Raw genomic sequence first — 17386 nt, 5'->3', positions numbered from 1 at the left:
TTTCGGCTCACGGTGCCGGACGCACGGGCGGCGCATCGTCGGGCGCGAGGTAGGCGCCGATGCGGCGGAACAGTTCGTCACCGCCGTTGGGGTAGCCGCCGTCGGCCTCGAAGGCGTCCTCCTCGTAGGTGACGGCGACCGCGATGGCCACCTTCTCGGACGGCAGGTAGGCGTTGACAGCGGCGTAGCCGGAGAACAGCGGATTCTGGAGGTACCAGTCGCCCGTGATCCACAGGCCCAGGCCGTAGGTCGCGAACTCGTCGAGGGGGCGGCAGTTGACGCATCCCTCGATCGCCGTCGTCTTGCCGCGCAGGTCGGTCGAGGTCATGCGCTCGTACGACTCGTCCGACAGCAGCGCGCCCGTCCCGATCGCGATCGCGCTGTCGTGCACGTCGTCGATGGTGCTCGTCTGGATGGCGCCCTGGGCGATCGTCCAGGACGGGTTCCAGTAGGTCGACTCCTCGTAGAACCGCGCGTCGGCCGGCAGCTCGAAGTATCCGCGACGCTCGGAGGTGAATGCGTGGAGGGCCGGCTCCGGGATCGCACCCGTCAGAGAGGGCGTCGTCTCATCGAGGCCGAGCGGGTCGAGCACCTTCTCCTGCAGCGCATCCTGGAGGGGCATCCCTGTGACCTCCTCCAGCACCAGGCCCAGGATGACGTAGTTCGTATGCGCGTAGGCCCAGTTGGTGCCCGGCTCGAACCACAGCGGATCGTCGACGGCGAGCGCGAGCTGCTCCTCGGTGGTCCACATCTTGTACGGATCGGCGTACGCGATCTGCACGAACTCGTCGTTGCCCAGCACGTAGTCGTGGTAGCCGCTGGTCATCTGGGCGAGCTGCTGGACGGTCACCTCGTCCGCGTGCGGGAGATCGGGCAGGTACTGCGACACTCGGTCGTCGAGGCCCATCCTTCCCTCGTCGACCAGCTGGAGCATGAGCGTGGACATGTACGAGATCGCGACGGCGCCGTTTCGGAAGTGCATGTCGACCGTGGCCGGCACGCCCGTGATGGATTCGCCGACGGCGTCGCGGACGACGTCTTCACCGTCGACCGAGACGCGCAGGATCACCGCTCGCAGGTGAGCCTCGTCCATGTAGTCCTCGACGATCTGCATGATCGCGTCGGCCTCGACGCTGCTCGGCGCCGACGAGGTCGGCGTCGGAGTCGGCGTCATCGAAGGGGTGGCCGACCCCGCGGAGGGGACGCCCACCGTGCAGCCGGTGGCGATGGACACGATCGCGGCGAGTGCCGCCAGCGAGAGGAGGGCGCGTCGCGACGTGGTCATGATCGAAGTGTGGCCTGCCGATCCGTCGTGCGACAAGCATCGATCCGGCGTCGGGCGATGGCGGCGCCCGGTAGGTTGGGTCGCCGTGGCCCGCTTCTCCGTCGTCCCCTCGTCGTACGTCTATCTCCGCCGCGGCGGGGCGGTGCTGCTGCAGCTGCGTCAGAACACCGGTTACATGGACGGATGCTGGGCCGCCGGCGCCGCCGGACACGTCGAGCTCGGCGAGACCGCCGTGGACGCCGCGATCCGCGAGGTCCGCGAAGAGCTCGGGCTGACGCTCGCCGCCGCGACGCTGACGCCGGTCGCGGTCATGCAGCGCACGGACGGCACCGACAACCCGATCGAGCAGCGCGTCGACTGGTTCTTCGTGTGCGACGAGTGGGAGGGCGAGCCAGAGATCCTCGAGCCGCGCAAGTGCGCCGAGCTCGCCTGGTTCGCCCTCGACGTCCTCCCCGACCGCATGCCCGAGTACGAGCGCGAGGCTCTCGGCGCGCTGCGAGCGGGCGCAGGGGCGACCCTGCTCAGCCACGGCTTCTGACGCGACGACCCGCGAGAATCGGGGATCCCGCGAGTTTCGGATGCTTGGGCCCGGATCCGTCCGATTCTCGCCGGATCTCCGAGATTCGCGCGCGGCGTATTCGCCGGCGGAGGATTCAGAACGCCTCGAGCCGCACGCTCCACGTCGTACGCTCACGCGGGATCCGGTACTTCTCCGGAAGAGCAGGACCCACGGATGCTGAGCCCACACCCTGCTGCGCGTGATCGATGTTGAGCCACACCCGGCCCGAATCGACGAGGTCGTGGGGCTTGGCGGCACGATCGAGGTCGTGCGACGTCCAGCGGCGGGCGGTGAAGTCGAACTCGGGACGACCCTCGACCCGCAGGGACGGGATGCCGGCGCCCGCGACCTCGAGCCACCCCGTCTGCACGTGGTTGCCGTTCTCCTGCGGCACGGGGTACGGCACCTGGAGGTCGTCGATCGACCGGCCGTGGCGCCCGACGCGTGAGGCCTCGAACGAGTCGACGTAGGTCTCACCCGGACCGCGGCCGAACCACGTCACCCGCTCGGCAGCGCCAGGGAGCCCGAACAGCAGCCCGAGGCGCGGCACGAGGATGTCGCGTTGCATGTACGGGGTGTCGGTCCACGGCCCGACGAAGTCGGCGTCGACCTCGAGCACGAGTCCGTCGCCGTCGGCGGTCCACATCATCGTCCAGGCGACGCCGTGCGGGTGCGTGCGCGGCGCCGTACGCCCGCTCACCCGGAGCCGTCCGTCGCCCGCGTCGACCTCGTCGACGCGGTGCAGCAGCCGGTGCAGCATCGTCTTGCGCCACACGCCGGCGATGTTGTTGGTCTCGCCCTGACCGTGGTCGTTCTCGGTGGGCGCGCGGTACAGGTCGAGCACCGGACCGTCGAGCACGAGATCGCCGAGTCGCAGCAGCCGGCCCGTCGTCGCGCCGAATGTGGCCGATCCGAGCCGGATCTCGCCGGCGGTGCGCGAGACATCCCGAAGCTGCGGGGAAACCGCGGCACGCGCGGTGTCTCGATCGGTCTGCGGCTTCTCGGCCTCGGTGCCTGCGTCCGCGGGCGCGGGCGCGAGCACCCGCTGCCCCCACGCCACGACGTGCCCGGCCGGCGCCCACAGCTCGTCCGCGGCGAGCGCCGCCTCGACGGTGAGCACGGTGTCGCGTCTGCCCGACGCGACCGCGGTGGCGGCAGCATCCGGAATCGAGACCTCCACCGACTCCCCCGGCGCGAGGGCGGGAACGGACAGCAGCCCGCTCGCGGCGACCTCGCCGTCGGCCTCGACGGACCACGGAAATGCGAGGTCGGCCGTGTCGGCGCTGTGGCGATCGTTCACGATGCGCACGGTGTCGTCGCCGACCGTGATCCCGATCGTCTCGTGCGCCTTCGCGAGCTCGACGAGGCCCGGGGTCGGCGTGCGGTCGCTGAACACCAGCCCGTGGAGGCCGAACCGGCCGCCGCGCGGCTCGTAGTCGACGTCGTCGCCGTGCATGACGAACGGCACCCCGTCGTCGGTCACGGCGTTCAACCCGTGGTCGATCCATTCCCACACGAACGCGCCGCAGAGGCGGTCGTGGGCGCGGATGATGCGCCAGTAGTCCTGCAGGGATCCGGGGCCGTTGCCCTGCGCGTGGGCGTACTCGACGAGGAGGAAGGGGAGGGCGCGCCGGCGCTCCTCGTCGGCCTCGGTGACGCCCTCCGGCAGCGGCGCGACGCCACCGGATTCGTTGAAAACCATGCCGTGCATGCTCAGCCGCCCGCCGCGGGGCTCCTCGCGACGGCCGATCTGGTCGAGCAGCTCGAGCGACGGGTACATGAGCGAGTAGAAGTCGGAGTCCCGGTAGCTCGGGTCGCGCTCGTAGATCACGGCGCGGGATGGATCGCGTTCGTCGAGCCAGCGGCGCATCTCGGCGAAGCCGTCGCCCGTCATGCTCTCGTTGGCGAGCGACCACACGACGATGCTCGGGTGGTTCTTGTGCGGCTCGACGGTGCGGACGAGGCGGTCCATTATCGCGTCACGCCACTCGGGCAGCGCCGGCGGGTTGTGCGCCCATCCCTCGTAGATGAACCCGTGCGTCTCGAGGTCTGCCTCGACGACCACCCACAGCCCGTACTCGTCGCACAGGCGCAGGAACTCCGGATGCGGCGGGTAGTGGCTGGTGCGCACGGCGTCGACGTTCGCGCGCTTCATGAGCACGATGTCGTGGATCATCGTGTCGCGGTCGAGCGTGCGACCGGTGTCGGGGTGGTGCTCGTGGCGATTGACGCCGCGGAACGTGACGGGCCGCCCGTTCAGCGTGAACACGCCGTCGACGACCTCGACGCGCCGGAACCCGACGGCGAGCTCCACCGTCTCGCCGCTCGAGCGGAGGGTCCCGCGATACAGCCGCGGCCGCTCCGCGCTCCACGGGTCGACGGGAATCGTCACGGTCTCTCCGGCCGCGACACGGATGCCGAGCTCGGGGATCTCGACGACCGCCTCGGTCGAGGCATCCACCCGCAGCGTGCCGATGCCGGTCGCGGCGTCGTAGTCGGCGTGCACGAAGTGGTCGTCGATGGCACCCGCCGGGCGCGCGAGCAGCTGCACGTCGCGGAAGATGCCCGGGAGCCACCACATGTCCTGGTCTTCGAGGTACGTGCCTGCGGACCAGCGGTGCACGCGCACGCACAGCACGTTGCGTCCCGGCCGCACCCGTGCGTCGAACTCGAACGGCAGGCGGCTGCCGGTCGACCAGCCGAGCTCCTCGCCGTTCAGCCAGACCTTCGCGCACGAGTCGACGCCCTCGAAGCGCAGCACCGCCGGGCCGAAGGTCTCGGGGACGCCGAAGACGAGCCGGTAGTCGCCCGTCGGGTTCTCGGTCGAGACGCGAGGCGGATCGAGCGGGATCGGGTAGGCCGTGTTCGTATAGAGCGGCCCCTCGTCGGTGCCGAGCATGCGGCGCGCGGGGCCGCCCGCGAGCGGCGTGAACTCCTCGAGCACCCAGTGCGACGGCACCGGCATCGCGTCCCACCCCGCGTCGTCGAAGTCGTCGGCGATCCATGCCGACCCCGTGCCCGCCGCCGTCGGCGAGAGCCGGAAGCGCCACACCCCGTTGAGGTCGACCGTCGGGGCATCGCTGACGGCGTCGGCCCGCGGCATCCGTCGTCCCGCTCCCGGAGCGGTGCTCTCCCAGTACCGCTCGACGCCATCGCGGGAGAGGTCGGGCTCAGTGGAGATCACGGTGGACCATCCGCTAGTCTGCATGTCCATAGGAGCTTGCATATCCATTCTCTCTTGAATGTGATTGCAGTCTAGCTCAGCGAGGAGTCCCCATGGCAAGAAGCGCCGCCCCCGCGACCCTGCCCGCCGCCGCTGTTCCGGACGGTGTCGCGCACGCCGTCGGCGAGGCATCGCGCCTCAAGACCCGCGCCATCGACCGCGTCGCGTACGCGAGCGACGCCTCCCACTTCCTGCTCACCCCCGAGGCCGTGCTCGTCGCCGCCGATGCGGCCGAGGTCGGCCGCGTGATGCGCGCGGCCGGCCGCAGCGGGGCGCGGCTCACGTTCCGCTCGGGCGGCACGAGCCTCTCGGGCCAGGCATCCACCGACGGACTGCTCGTCGACGTGCGGCAGCGGTTCCGCCGCATCGACGTGCTCGACGGCGGGCGCCGCGTGCGCGTGCAGCCCGGCGCGACGGTGCGGCAGGTCAATGCGCGGCTTGCCCGCCACGGCTTCCGGCTCGGCCCCGACCCGGCGAGCGAGCTCGCCTGCACGATCGGCGGGGTCGTCAACAACAACTCCAGCGGCATGGCCTGCGGCATCACCGAGAACACGTACCAGACGCTCGAGTCGCTCGTGTTCGTGCTGCCGTCGGGCACGGTCGTCGACTCGGGCGCGCCCGATGCCGACGCGGCGCTCCGGGCCGCCGAGCCAGATCTCGTCGACGGCCTGATGCGATTGCGCGAACGGGTGGTGTCGAACCCGAGGTCGGTCGAGATCATCCGCCGGCAGTTCGCGATGAAGAACACGATGGGGTACGCCGTCAACGCGTTCCTCGACTTCGACACTCCGGCAGAGCTGCTCGCGCACCTCGTGGTCGGCAGCGAGGGGACGCTGGCGTTCGTCGCCGAGGCGACCTACCGCACGGTGCCGATCCTGCCGCGCATGGCGACGGCGCTGACGGTCTTCCCCGACCTCGCGGCCGCGACGCGCGCCCTCCCCGAGCTCGTCGCGACGGGGGCGGCGACGCTCGAGCTCATGGATGCGACGTCGCTCCGGGTCGGGCAGTCGCTGGCCGGAGCTCCGCGCGAGATCACGGGGCTCACGGTGCGCGACCAGGCGGCGCTCCTCGTCGAGTTCCACGCGCACGACGACGACGAGCTCGCGGACCTCGTCGCGCGGGGCGCGCAGACGCTCGCCGTGCAGCCGCTCGAGGCCGCAGCATCCTTCTCGTCCGATCCGGTGGCGCGCGCCGCCGCGTGGAAGCTGCGCAAGGGCCTCTACGCCTCGGTCGCCGGTGCGCGCCCGAGCGGAACGACGGCGCTGCTCGAGGACGTCGTCGTGCCCGTCGACCGCCTCGCCCCGACGTGTGCGACGCTGCAGGCGCTGTTCGAGCGCTACGCCTACGACGACAGCGTCATCTTCGGCCACGCGAAGGACGGCAACATCCACTTCATGCTGACCGACCGCTTCGAGTCGGCCGATCAGCTCGCCCGCTACCGCGCGTTCACGGAAGACATGGTCGAGCTCGTGCTCGACGCCGGCGGCAACCTCAAAGCCGAGCACGGCACCGGCCGCGTCATGGCACCGTATGTTCGCCGGCAGTACGGCGACGAGCTCTACGACGTCATGCGCGACCTGAAGCGACTCTGCGACCCGGCCGGGATCCTCAATCCGGGCGTCATCATCGACGACGACCCCGAGGCGCATCTGCGCAACATCAAGCTGGCCGACCCGATCGAGCCGGAGGCCGACCGCTGCGTCGAATGCGGCTACTGCGAGCCGGTGTGCCCGAGCCGCGACCTCACCCTCACGCCGCGCCAGCGGATCGTGACGCGGCGCGCGATCGCCCGGGCCGAGGCATCCGGCGATCACGCGCTCGTGCGCGAGCTGGAACACGACTACGACTACGCCGGCGTCGACACGTGCGCCGTCGACGGCATGTGCCAGACCGCCTGCCCTGTGCTCATCAACACGGGCACCCTCGTGAAGCGCCTGCGCCGCGAGGACGCCGGCTCGGTGTCGAACGCGGTGTGGAAGGGCGCCGCGCAGGCGTGGGGCGGGGCGACCCGGGTCGCGAGCCTCGGCCTCACGGTGGCCGATCGACTCCCGGCGAAGGCCGTCACCGTCGCCACCGACCTCGGCCGCGCCGTGCTGGGCGCCGACACCGTGCCGCGCTACTCGGACGACCTGCCCCGCGGCGGACGCGCGCGCTCGCGCCTCGGCGCGAGCGTGGGCACAGGCGATGGAGCGCCGGTCGCGGTCTTCCTCCCCGCCTGCGTCAACGCGATGTTCGGCGCCGCGGGCGACGGGGTCGGGGTGACCGAGGCGTTCCGCCGGCTCGTCGAACGCGCGGGCGTCCGGCTCGCGGTGCCGGACGGCGTCGACGCGCTGTGCTGCAGCACCCCCTGGACCTCGAAGGGCCACGCGGGCGGGCGCGAGGTGATGGCCCGGCGGGTGGCCGCGTCGATCACCGACGCGTCGCGCGGCGGCGAGCTCACGATCGTGACGGATGCCTCGAGCTGCACGGAGGGCTTCATCCACCTGCTCGCCGATGCCGGCGTGGACGCCCGTGTCGAAGACGCCGTCGCCTTCGCCGAGCGCGTGCTGCTCCCCCGCCTGGGCGAGGTGTCGCCGCTCGTCGGCTCCCTGGCGCTGCACCCCACCTGCTCGTCGACGCAGCTCGGCCTGGACGCCGCCCTGCGCCGCGTGGCCGAAGCCGTCGCCACCGAGGTGGTCGTGCCGGACGCATGGTCGTGCTGCGGCTTCGCCGGAGACCGCGGGATGCTGCATCCCGAGCTGACCGCTTCCGCCACCGCCGCCGAGGCCGCCGAGGTCCGGGATCTGGGCGCCGACGCGCATGCGTCGTGCAACCGCACGTGCGAGCTGGGGATGACGCGCGCGACCGGAGCCGACTACCGCCACGTGCTCGAGCTGCTCGAGGAGGCCACCCGGCCGTAGCCGGTCGCCCCTCCTAGCGCCGAGACAAGGAGTTTCCGGCGAAACCGGGGACGCCGCCCTCGGTCTCGTGAGGAATCCCCCGTTTCGCTAGCCTCCGGGGCGCGGCACCGACCCCGTAGGGTCAGCCGGCGGTGGACTCCCGCACGACGAGCTCGGGCTGGAACCGCACGGTGCGCGCGTGGTCGCCGTCGGGCTCTTCGAGGTCCTTGAGGAGCAGGTCGACGGCGGTGTACCCGATGAGGTGCGCCGGCTGGCGGATCGAGCTCAGCGGCACGACGGTCGCCGACGCGAAGTCGATGTCGTCGTAGCCGATGAGTGCGATGTCGCGCGGCACCTGCAGGTCGGCCATCAGCGTGAACGCCTGCAGCGCGCCGACGGCGAGCAGGTCGTTCGCGGCGAACACGGCATCGGGCCGGTCGGCCGCGGCGCGCCCGCGGAGGAGCTCTCCCGCCTCACGCCCCTGCAGCACCGACAGCGCCGACATCTCGACGACCTCGAGGGTCGCTCCGTCCACCTCGGCGACGGCGCGACGCGCGCCCTCGAGCCGGTCCGCCACCTGACGGATCGTGCGAGGCCCGCCGATGAAGGCGATGCGCCGGCGCCCGGTCGACAGCAGGTGCGAGACCGCGAGGTAACCGCCCTCGACGTCGTCGACCGAGACCGATCCGAACGCCCGCTCGGAGTCCTCGTGGTCGACGAGCACCACGGGCATCCCGCCGGCGTGCAGCCGCGCGAGTCCGGCGAGGTCGCCGTCGACAGGCGTGACGAGCACGCCGTTGACCCGCTGCTCGCGGAAGAGATCGAGGTAGGCGTCCTCGCGGTCGGAGCGCTCGTCGCTGTTGCCGAGCAGCACGCTCATCCCGGCCTCGGCGGCCCGGTCCTCCGCGCCCCGGGCGACCTCGGCGAAGAACGGGTTGCCGGCGTCGAGCACGATCAGCGCGATGCTGCGGCTGCGGCCGGCTCTGAGCTGCCGTGCGGCGTCGTTGCGCACGAAGCCCAGCTCCTCGATCGCCTGCGTGACACGCTCAACGGTCGCGGGCGACACCTTCTCGGGTCGATTGAGCACGTTCGAGACCGTGCCGACGGAAACGGATGCCGCAGCCGCGACATCGCGCACGCTCACCACCATGACACCCCCAGTGTTCAGATCTGCTTCCCGCGAGTGTAGGGCACGGGGCAAGCGGTCTCCCCCGCGCCCCGTCTGTCCTCAGGCATCCGCAGTCGCCCCCTCGCGTTCCGCCGACAGCTCGGCGAGCCGTGCGGCGATCTCCTGCTGCGTCTCGGGGCCGGCGTGCATGAACAGCGCCTCGCCGAGTTCGCGGGCGTCCGACCACTTCGTGTGGGTGCGGAAGCCGTGTGCGGCCTCGGGACTCGACGCCTCGAGCACCTTGCCGATGGCCTCGTAGGCCTCGAGGTCGTCGATGACGGCGGCGAGGGTCGAGTCCAGGCCGATGCGCGACGCAGCGGCCGCCGGCGCGGTGTCGGCGACCTCCCACTCGTGGGCTCCCGAGCCGACCTCGAACTCCCGCCCGTCGGGCAGCACGACGACGGCGGTCGTGTTCGGCGGCACCGTCGCCTCGACGCGGATGACGCCGTCCTGGCGCGACCAGCCCGCACGTGCGGTGCCGTACGGCGTGAGGTGCTCGGCCCACGCGTGGTCGAACTCGGCCAGCGGGCGCGGCTGGATGCGGATGCGCTCGTATCCGGGCGCGTCCGGTGCGAGACCCGCGACGACGCGATGCAGCCAGTCGCCGACGGCGCCGAGCGCGTAGTGGTTGAACGACGTCATCTCGCCCGGGTTGATCGATCCGTCGGGGAGCATCGAGTCCCACCGCTCCCAGATGGTGGTCGCCCCCATGGTGACGGGGTACAGCCACGACGGGTTCTCGGTCTGCACCAGGAGGCGGCGCGCGGTCTCGAGGTTGCCGGTGCGCGTGAGGGCGTCCTGGATGATCGGCGTGCCGACGAAGCCGGTGCTGATGCGGTAGCCCGACAGGCGCGTGAGCTCGGCGAGCCGTGCGCCGAGCACCTCCTGCTGTTCGGCGGGGACGATGTCGAAGACGATCGCCATCGCGTAGGCGGTCTGCGCGTCCGACATCATGCGCCCGGCGGGCGTCACGTACTCCGCGAGGAACGCGGCGCGCACCTCCTCCGCGATCTGCGCGTACTCCCGGGCTTCGTCGTCCTTGCCGAGGAGCGCGGCGGCACGAGCCACGGCGTCCGCAGACCGGAACAGGTACGCCGACGCCACGATGTCGGCGTCCGTCTTCGCGTCGGCGGGCAGGTGCGGCGGCGCGTCGGGGTCGAGCCAGTCGCCGAACTGGAACATCCCCTCCCACAGCCGGCGCGGGCCGGCCAGCCGGATGAGCACGTCCGCCCAGCCCTTCATGCTCGGGTACTGGCGCTCGACGGTGGCGACGTCGGCGTAGCGCTCGTGGAGCACCCACGGCACGATCGTGGCGGCATCGCCCCACGCCGCGGCGGGGCGGGCGACGCCGAGCGCGTTCGGCACGACGAACGGCACCACCCCGTCGACCTGCTCGAGCGCGAGGTCGCGCAGCCACGAGTCGAGGAATCCGCGCACGTCGTAGAGGAACGACGCGGTCGGCGCGAACACCTGGATGTCACCCGTCCAGCCGAGGCGCTCGTCGCGCTGAGGGCAGTCGGTCGGGAGGTACAGGAAGTTGCCGCGCAGGCCCCACACGATGTTCTCGTGCAGCTGGTTGACGAGCGGATGGGATGCCTCGAACCAGCCCGTGCGCTCCATGTCGCTGTGGATGACGACCGCGGTGACGGCGGACGGGTCGAACTCGCCCGGCCATCCGTCGATCTCGGCGTAGCGGAAGCCGTGGAACGTGAACTCGGGCTCCCACTCCTCGGCGCCCTGGCCCGACAGCGTGTAGTGGTCGGTCGCGGCGGCCGCGCGCAGCGGCCGCGTGCCGAGCTCGCCGTGCTCGAGCACCTCGGCGTGCCGCAGCGTGATGACGGTGCCCGCAGGACCCGACACCCGGATCCGGAGGCGCCCGACCAGGTTCTGGCCGAAGTCGAGGACGGTCTTGCCGCCCGGGGTGGTGATGACCTCGCGCACCGCGAGGTCTTCGATGCGTCGCACGAACGGCGACACCCGAGCCTCGGGCGCGCGCAGGGCGTCGAGCTCGGCGACGGGCGCCCAACCGTCGGCGGCGTACCCCGCCTCGGCGAAGCCCCGGCCGTCGCGGTCGACGAGGGTGAGCCGGGCGTCGTGGTCCTCGCCCGCATAGAGCCCGCTCGCCGTGATGGGTCCGGTGGAAGCCTGCCACGAGGCATCCGTGACGATCCATTCGCTCGACCCGTCGGCGTACTCGATGAGCAGCTGACCCGCGAAGCGCGGCTGGTCGGCGTAGAGGGGACGCGCGTTCTCGCGAAACCCGAAGCTCTCCGTCGCCCACGCGCCGGCCAGGCGCACGCCGATGGCGTTGCGGCCCTCCGCGACGAGACGGGTCACATCGGTGGTCTCGTGGATGGTGCGGTGCGCATACGGCGTCCAGCCGGGCTTCATCACCTGGTCGTCGACGTCGACGCCGTCGATCGCCACCTGGTACACGCCGAGCGCCGTCGCGTAGAGCGTGGCGCGCGCCACCGGACCGGTCACGTCGAACTCCGTCCGCAGGTACGCGGGCTGCGCGTTCGCTGCGGGCGCGGCGAGGCCGATGGTCACGGCCTGCCACTCTCCCTCGGCGAGGAACCCGGCGACGACGCGCTGCGGCTCGCTCCAGTCGCCCTCGACGCCGTCGACGCCGGTGACCCGCACGCGCAGCGAGGTCTCCTCGCGCGCGGAGAGCGGGGCGAACGGCCATGCGAGCCGCGTCGAGACACGGCCGTCGACGCGGTGCGACGACACCTCGCCGGCCCGAGTGACCTCGACCTCGGCCCCGGCCTGCAGCCAGCCGGGGATGTCGGTCTCGGTGCGCCAGCCGATCTCGGGGGTGGGTGAGGCGACGACGTCGCTGCGGTACGGCGCGTCGATGACGATGTGGGGAACGGGGCCGCTCATGGCACTCCTCGGGTGTGTGGTCTGCGGGTGGGGAAAGGGCTGACGGATGCCGCGATCAGGCCGGGACGACGGCGCCGGGCGTCGCGACGGCAGGCGCGGTGACCGTGATGCGATGTGTGCCGTGGCCGAGCTCGGCAGGGGCAGGCGCGCCGTCGACGGTCGCTGCCGAGCCCGCGGTGACCGGGAGGTCGAGCACGGCGCGGGAGCCGAAGGGCACCTCGAGGGTGGCGTCGAAGACGTCGCCGTCGACGCGCCAGTCGATCGCGAGACGCCCCTGCGGGGTCTGGATCGACGCCGAGGCGTGCTCGAGCCCCACGGCCGGGCGCGGAGCCACGTGCACCGTGCGGTACCCGGGGTCTTCGGGATCCGGAGCGAGGCCGGCCACCGTGCGGTAGACCCAGTCGATCATCGCGCCGTACGCGTAGTGGTTGAACGACAGCATGCCGGTGTCCTCTTCCGAGGCGTCCTCGGTGGGGAGCGCGTCCATCGCGCCGGAGTGGATGCTGCCGTCGGGGAGGATGGCGTCCCACCGCTCCCACACCGTCGTCGCACCGCGGTCGACCTGGTAGAGCCACGACGGGGCGTCACGGCGCAGCAGCATGAGGTACGCCTCGTCGAGGTGCCCCGAGTTCGACAGCGCGAAGAGCACGAGGGGCGTGCCGAGGAAGCCGGTCGCGATGCGGCCGTTCTCGCGGCGCACGTTCTCGGCGAGTGCGTCCGCGATCTCGGTGCGGCGCTCGGCGGGCGCCAGGGCGAACTCGAGGGCGATCGCCGCGCCGCTCTGCGTGCGGATCGCGTCCTCGCCCCAGCGTTCGAACGTCGCGGCTCCGACGCGGTCGGCGAGGGCCTCGTAGTCGTCCGCGCTTTCGGTGTCGCCGAGGATGCGCTCGGCCCGGGCCAGCAGGCGCGCCGACCACGAGTAGAACGCGTTCGACACGAAGTCGCTCGAGACCTTGGCCTCCCAGGGCCGCTCACCGGGGGCGTCGGGGTCGAGCCAGTCACCGAACTGGAAGTCGCCGCCCGGCAGCACGACGCCGTCGCCGGCGCGGCGGCGCAGGTGCTCCACCCAGCGCCGCATGCTGCTGCGCTGACGCGCGAGCACCTCCGTCGAGCCGTACGACTCGTAGACCGCGAGCGGCACGATGGTGGCGGCATCCGCCCATCCGGCCCGGCCCATGTTCTCGGTGGGCACGCCGCCCATGAGCATGTCCTGCGGGCGGATGATGTCGGGCACGACCGCGGGCACGCCGCCGGAGTCGGTCTGGTCGATCTCGAGATCGCGCAGCCACGACATCCAGAACGACTCGGTGTCCATGAGCGTGTTCGCCGTCGCCGCGAACGCCTGCGCGTCGCCGGTCCAGCCGAGACGCTCGTCGCGCTGCGGGCAGTCGGTGGGCACCGACACGAAGTTGTCGCGCTGCGACCAGAAGACGTTCGAGTGGAACCGGTCGAGCACCTCGTGCGACGACGAGAAGGTGCTGCGGGGCGCGAGGTCGCTCGAGATCGCGACCGCCGTCGCCGAGACGACCTCGGCGCCCTCGACGTCGGCGTAGCGGAAGCCGTGGAAGGTGAACGCGGGCTCCAGCGTGTGCTCGCCGTCGCGGTCGAGCGTGTAGACGTCGGTGGCCTTCGCCGACCGCAGCGCCTTGACGTGCAGGTCGCCCGACGGCTCGAGCACCTCGGCGTGGCGGACCGTGACGACATCGCCCGCGCGGCCGCGCACCACCAGGCGCACCCATCCCGACAGGTTCTGCCCGCCGTCCAGGCGCGTGCGTCCGTCGTGCGGTGTGGGCGCCATCGGCAGCTCCGCCACCACGCGCACCGGCGGTGCCGAGCGGGGTTCGAATCGCGCGGAGTCGAAATCGACGACGGATGCTGCGACCCAGCCGTCGCCCGCGAACCCGCGCTCGTGCACAGCGGGCTCGTCGAGGCGCAGATCGGTCACGGTGCCGTCGTAGATGCTGGCACTGCGGAGCGGTCCGGATCCGGCCTGCCACGAGGCATCCGTCTTCGCCACGATCGCGCCGTCGGCCTCCAGCTGCGCGAGTGCCCCGGTGCGGTCGCCGTAGATCCCCTGACGCCGCGCGAACCCGAAGCTGCCTCGGTACCACCCGTCCGCGACGGCGAGGACGATGACGTTCGCGCCCGCGCGCAGAAGGGACGTGACGTCGAGCGTGTCGACGAGGATGCGCTCCTGGTACGACGTCCACCCCGGTGTGAGGAGGGCGTCGGTCGCGCGGACGCCGTTGATCCACGCATCGACGAGACCGAGCGCGGTCAGGCGCAGCCGGGCGGCCGTCGGCACCTCGTCGAGGACGAACTCGGTCCGGAGCACCGGGACTGGTCCGTCGGCGAGGGTGTCGGCGCCGATGACGGATGCCTCGAGCTCCGGTCCGTCGACGCCGGCTTCGACGACCAGCGGCTCGCTCCACGCGCTCCAGCCGCGCGGGGTGGCGACGCGCACGGAGAAGGCGCGACGCTCGCGGGGGGCGAGCTCTCCCGGAACCGCGATGCCGACCGTCCGGGGGTCGGCGACCGGCTCCGCAGGCATGAGCTCGGCTCCCTCCGCGCCTTCGGCCACCTGATAGCCGACGAGACGGGCATCCGAATGGTCGCTCTCGGCACGCCAGCTGAGGCGGAGGCCGGTGCGCGGCACGCCGAGCAGTCCGGTGCCGTGCTGGGAGCGCAGTCCGAGCGCCCGCACCGTGGCATCAACTGCGGTGGGAGAGGGAAGAGCCGTCATGGCTGAGTCCTTTCGGCGGTCGGCCGCGTCGCCGACCCGCTCGACAATCGTGAAACGATTCACGCTCGTTGTCAATCGAAGTGTAGACCGTTACACGATCGTGACGGATCAGTTCGGATCGCACTGTTGACCCCGCGCCGGAACGGACGTACCTTACGAGGGTTGAATGGTTTCAATGCCACCCGGGCAGCGAGTCGATCAACGCAGCACCAGGGAATCCGGCAGCGTGGGCGGACCATCCGCTCGGCTTTACAAGGAGGTAAAGATGAAGAGCTCTTCCACCCGGAGAGTGCTCCTCGCAACCGCAGGAGTCGTGGCACTCGCCATGCCGCTAGCCGCGTGCAGCGGTGGTGGCGGTTCCAACGACGGCAAGGTCGAGATCAGCTATCTCACCCAGAGCGACGACGCCAACACCAACCAGGCCAAGGCGCTCATCGCTGCCTTCGAGAAGGCCAACCCCGACATCACCGTCAAGCTCGAGACCCAGCCCGGCGGCACCGAGGGCGACAACCTCATGAAGACGAAGCTGTCGACGGACTCGATGAACGACGTCTTCCACTACAACTCGGGCTCACTGCTGCAGGCGCTCAACCCCGACCAGACGCTGGTGAACCTCAGCGACCAGGACTGGGCGAAGGATCTGACCGACGACTTCAAGGCCGTCGTCTCGACCGACAACGGACTCTACGGCGCCCCGTGGGGCACGTCGTTCGCCGGCGCGGTGCTCTACAACAAGAAGGTCTACGAGCAGCTCGGCCTCGAGGTCCCGACCACGTGGGACGAGTTCATCGCCAACAGCGAGAAGATCAAGGCCGACGGCGGCGGCATCGCCCCCATCCTGCAGTCCTTCGGCGACACCTGGACCAGCCAGCTGTTCGTGCTCGGCGACTTCGCGAACGTGTCGGCGGTCAACCCCGACTGGGCCGAGGAGTACACCGCCAACGACCCGAAGGCCAAGTACGTCGAGGAGCCGGCGCTCGCCGGATTCACGCACGGCGCCGAGGTCTTCGAGAAGGGCCTCCTCAACGAGGACTTCCCGTCGATGACGAACGCCCAGGCGATGGCCGCGCTGGCGACCGGCGCCGGAGCGCAGTACCCGATGCTGTCGGCGACGATCTCGGCGGTGCAGCAGGACTACCCCGACAACGTCAACGACATCGGCGTGTTCGCGCTGCCGGCCGCCGACGCCGCCGACACGTCGATCACGATGTGGCAGCCGAACGCGATCTACATCGCGAAGTCCACCGAGGGCGACAAGCTCGACGCCGCCAAGAAGTTCGTCGCGTTCGCCAACTCCGACGAAGGCTGCCAGGTGCAGAACGAAGGCGGCTCCATCGCGGGGCCCTACGTCACCAGCGCCTGCACCCTGCCCGACGACGTGCCCGACCTGGTGAACGACATCCAGGCGTACTTCGACTCCGGCAAGACCGGCTCCGCCCTCGAGTTCCTCTCGCCCATCAAGGGACCGAACCTCGAGAACATCACCGTCGCCGTCGGCTCCGGCATCACCGGTGCCGAGGACGGTGCCGCGCAGTACGACGAGGACGTGAAGAAGCAGGCTCAGCAGCTCGGACTCGAGGGCTGGTGAACCACCACCGGATCCGCTGAGATCAGGTAACACAGGGGCCGGCGGCGGCACGCCGCCGGCCCCTCTTCACAAAGGAGTGATCAATGACGACCGCAGTAGCACCGACCGGCGCGGCCCCGCCCGCCACCAGATCGGGCAAGAACGAGCCGAAGCGCAAGGGCATCCGCAGCCCCTACCCGAGCTGGTTCTACATTCCCGCCGCCGTGCTGTTCATCATCTTCTTCGCGGTGCCGACATTCGCGTCGTTCTACTTCTCACTGACGCGCTGGACGCTGTTCGACGTCCAGTTCATCGGCTTCGACAACTTCGTGCAGTTCTTCCAGGAGCCCCAGCTCGTCCAGGGCTTCATCAACACCTTCATCTACGGCTTCGTCACCTCGGCCGCGAAGGTCGTACTGGGTCTCGCGCTGGCGCTGCTGCTGACCGGCCCGATCCTCGGCCGCGGCTACCTCCGCGCCGTGGTGTTCTTCCCGGTGCTGGTCTCCACCATCGGCGTCGGCCTCACCTTCAAAGCGCTGCTCGACCCGTTCCACGGCGTCGTGAACAACATTCTCGGCTTCTTCAACCTGCCCGAGCCCGGCTGGTACACCGACCCGAACCTCGCTCTGCTCACCGTCGCCGGCGTCGACATCTGGAAGGGCGTCGGCATCGCCACCCTCATCTTCATGGCCGGCATCGTCGCCATCCCGCACGAGTACTTCGAGGCGGCGCGCATGGACGGCGCCGGAGCGTGGTCGATCTTCCGCAACATCACCCTGCCGCTGGTCCGCCCCGCGACCGCGACCGTGATCATCCTTTCCCTCATCGGCGGCCTCCGCGAGTTCGCCATGATCTGGGCGATGACCAAGGGCGGACCCGGCTTCTCGAGCGACGTGATCGCGTCGGTCATCTACAAGCAGTACCAGGCCGGCTTCTTCGGCCTGTCCACCGCAGGCAACGTCATCCTCTTCCTGGTGGTCACCGCCGTCATGGTGCCGGTGTCCTGGTTCCTGAACAGAAGGGAGGCGGAGCTGTGACCGTCACCGAGAGAATCACCACCGCCGACGCCCGCAAGC

Annotated in this window: 9 protein-coding genes; 4 read left to right on the top strand and 5 right to left on the bottom strand. The window is 70.9% G+C overall.

Annotated elements, in window-relative coordinates; genetic code table 11:
* Positions 1-7: 7 nt before the first annotated feature.
* Positions 8-1285: a serine hydrolase domain-containing protein gene (locus tag ACFC1K_RS04835; protein WP_375870671.1), complete on the bottom strand. Its 1278-nt coding sequence runs from the start codon at positions 1283-1285 to the stop codon at positions 8-10.
* Positions 1286-1370: 85 nt separating this feature from the next.
* Here ACFC1K_RS04835 and ACFC1K_RS04830 point away from each other — a divergent pair, with 85 nt between their 5' ends.
* On the top strand, positions 1371-1823 hold the full coding sequence (locus ACFC1K_RS04830) for an NUDIX domain-containing protein (protein WP_375870670.1): 453 nt from the start codon (positions 1371-1373) through the stop codon (positions 1821-1823).
* Positions 1824-1938: 115 nt separating this feature from the next.
* On the opposite strand, the gene ACFC1K_RS04825 is transcribed toward ACFC1K_RS04830, so the two are convergent.
* A complete protein-coding gene (locus tag ACFC1K_RS04825) occupies positions 1939-5058 on the bottom strand; it encodes a glycoside hydrolase family 2 TIM barrel-domain containing protein (RefSeq protein WP_375870669.1) in 3120 nt (1039 codons plus the stop codon).
* A 62-nt stretch (positions 5059-5120) separates the two neighbouring features.
* Between ACFC1K_RS04825 and ACFC1K_RS04820 the strand changes: the two genes are divergently transcribed.
* The gene (locus ACFC1K_RS04820) at positions 5121-7967 is read left to right on the top strand and encodes an FAD-binding and (Fe-S)-binding domain-containing protein (protein ID WP_375870668.1); all 2847 of its coding nucleotides are present in this window, start codon (positions 5121-5123) and stop codon (positions 7965-7967) included.
* 121 nt (positions 7968-8088) lie between these two features.
* On the opposite strand, the gene ACFC1K_RS04815 is transcribed toward ACFC1K_RS04820, so the two are convergent.
* The 3 genes from ACFC1K_RS04815 to ACFC1K_RS04805 form a co-directional block, all read right to left on the bottom strand.
* Positions 8089-9096 carry a LacI family DNA-binding transcriptional regulator gene (locus ACFC1K_RS04815; RefSeq protein ID WP_375870667.1) on the bottom strand — a complete coding sequence of 336 codons (1008 nt, stop codon included), beginning with the start codon at positions 9094-9096 and terminating at the stop codon, positions 8089-8091.
* 78 nt (positions 9097-9174) lie between these two features.
* Positions 9175-12000, bottom strand: coding sequence for a family 78 glycoside hydrolase catalytic domain (locus ACFC1K_RS04810; RefSeq protein WP_375870666.1), 2826 nt, complete (start codon positions 11998-12000; stop codon positions 9175-9177).
* Positions 12001-12055: 55 nt separating this feature from the next.
* Positions 12056-14743: a family 78 glycoside hydrolase catalytic domain gene (locus ACFC1K_RS04805; RefSeq protein WP_375870665.1), complete on the bottom strand. Its 2688-nt coding sequence runs from the start codon at positions 14741-14743 to the stop codon at positions 12056-12058.
* A gap of 265 nt (positions 14744-15008) precedes the next feature.
* On the opposite strand from ACFC1K_RS04805, the gene ACFC1K_RS04800 reads away from it, so the two are divergent.
* Both ACFC1K_RS04800 and ACFC1K_RS04795 read left to right on the top strand, forming a co-directional pair.
* Complete coding sequence (locus tag ACFC1K_RS04800) at positions 15009-16331, top strand: ABC transporter substrate-binding protein (RefSeq protein WP_375870664.1); 1323 nt, start codon at positions 15009-15011, stop codon at positions 16329-16331.
* Positions 16332-16414: 83 nt separating this feature from the next.
* Positions 16415-17347 carry a sugar ABC transporter permease gene (locus tag ACFC1K_RS04795; protein ID WP_310286041.1) on the top strand — a complete coding sequence of 311 codons (933 nt, stop codon included), beginning with the start codon at positions 16415-16417 and terminating at the stop codon, positions 17345-17347.
* Positions 17348-17386 lie beyond the last annotated feature (39 nt).

The sequence above is a fragment of the Microbacterium sp. NPDC056057 genome, from assembly GCF_042266945.1.
GTDB lineage: Bacteria > Actinomycetota > Actinomycetes > Actinomycetales > Microbacteriaceae > Microbacterium > Microbacterium trichothecenolyticum_C.
Note: the sequence above shows the minus strand (reverse complement) of the source record. Positions and strands in the feature narration are given on the sequence as shown.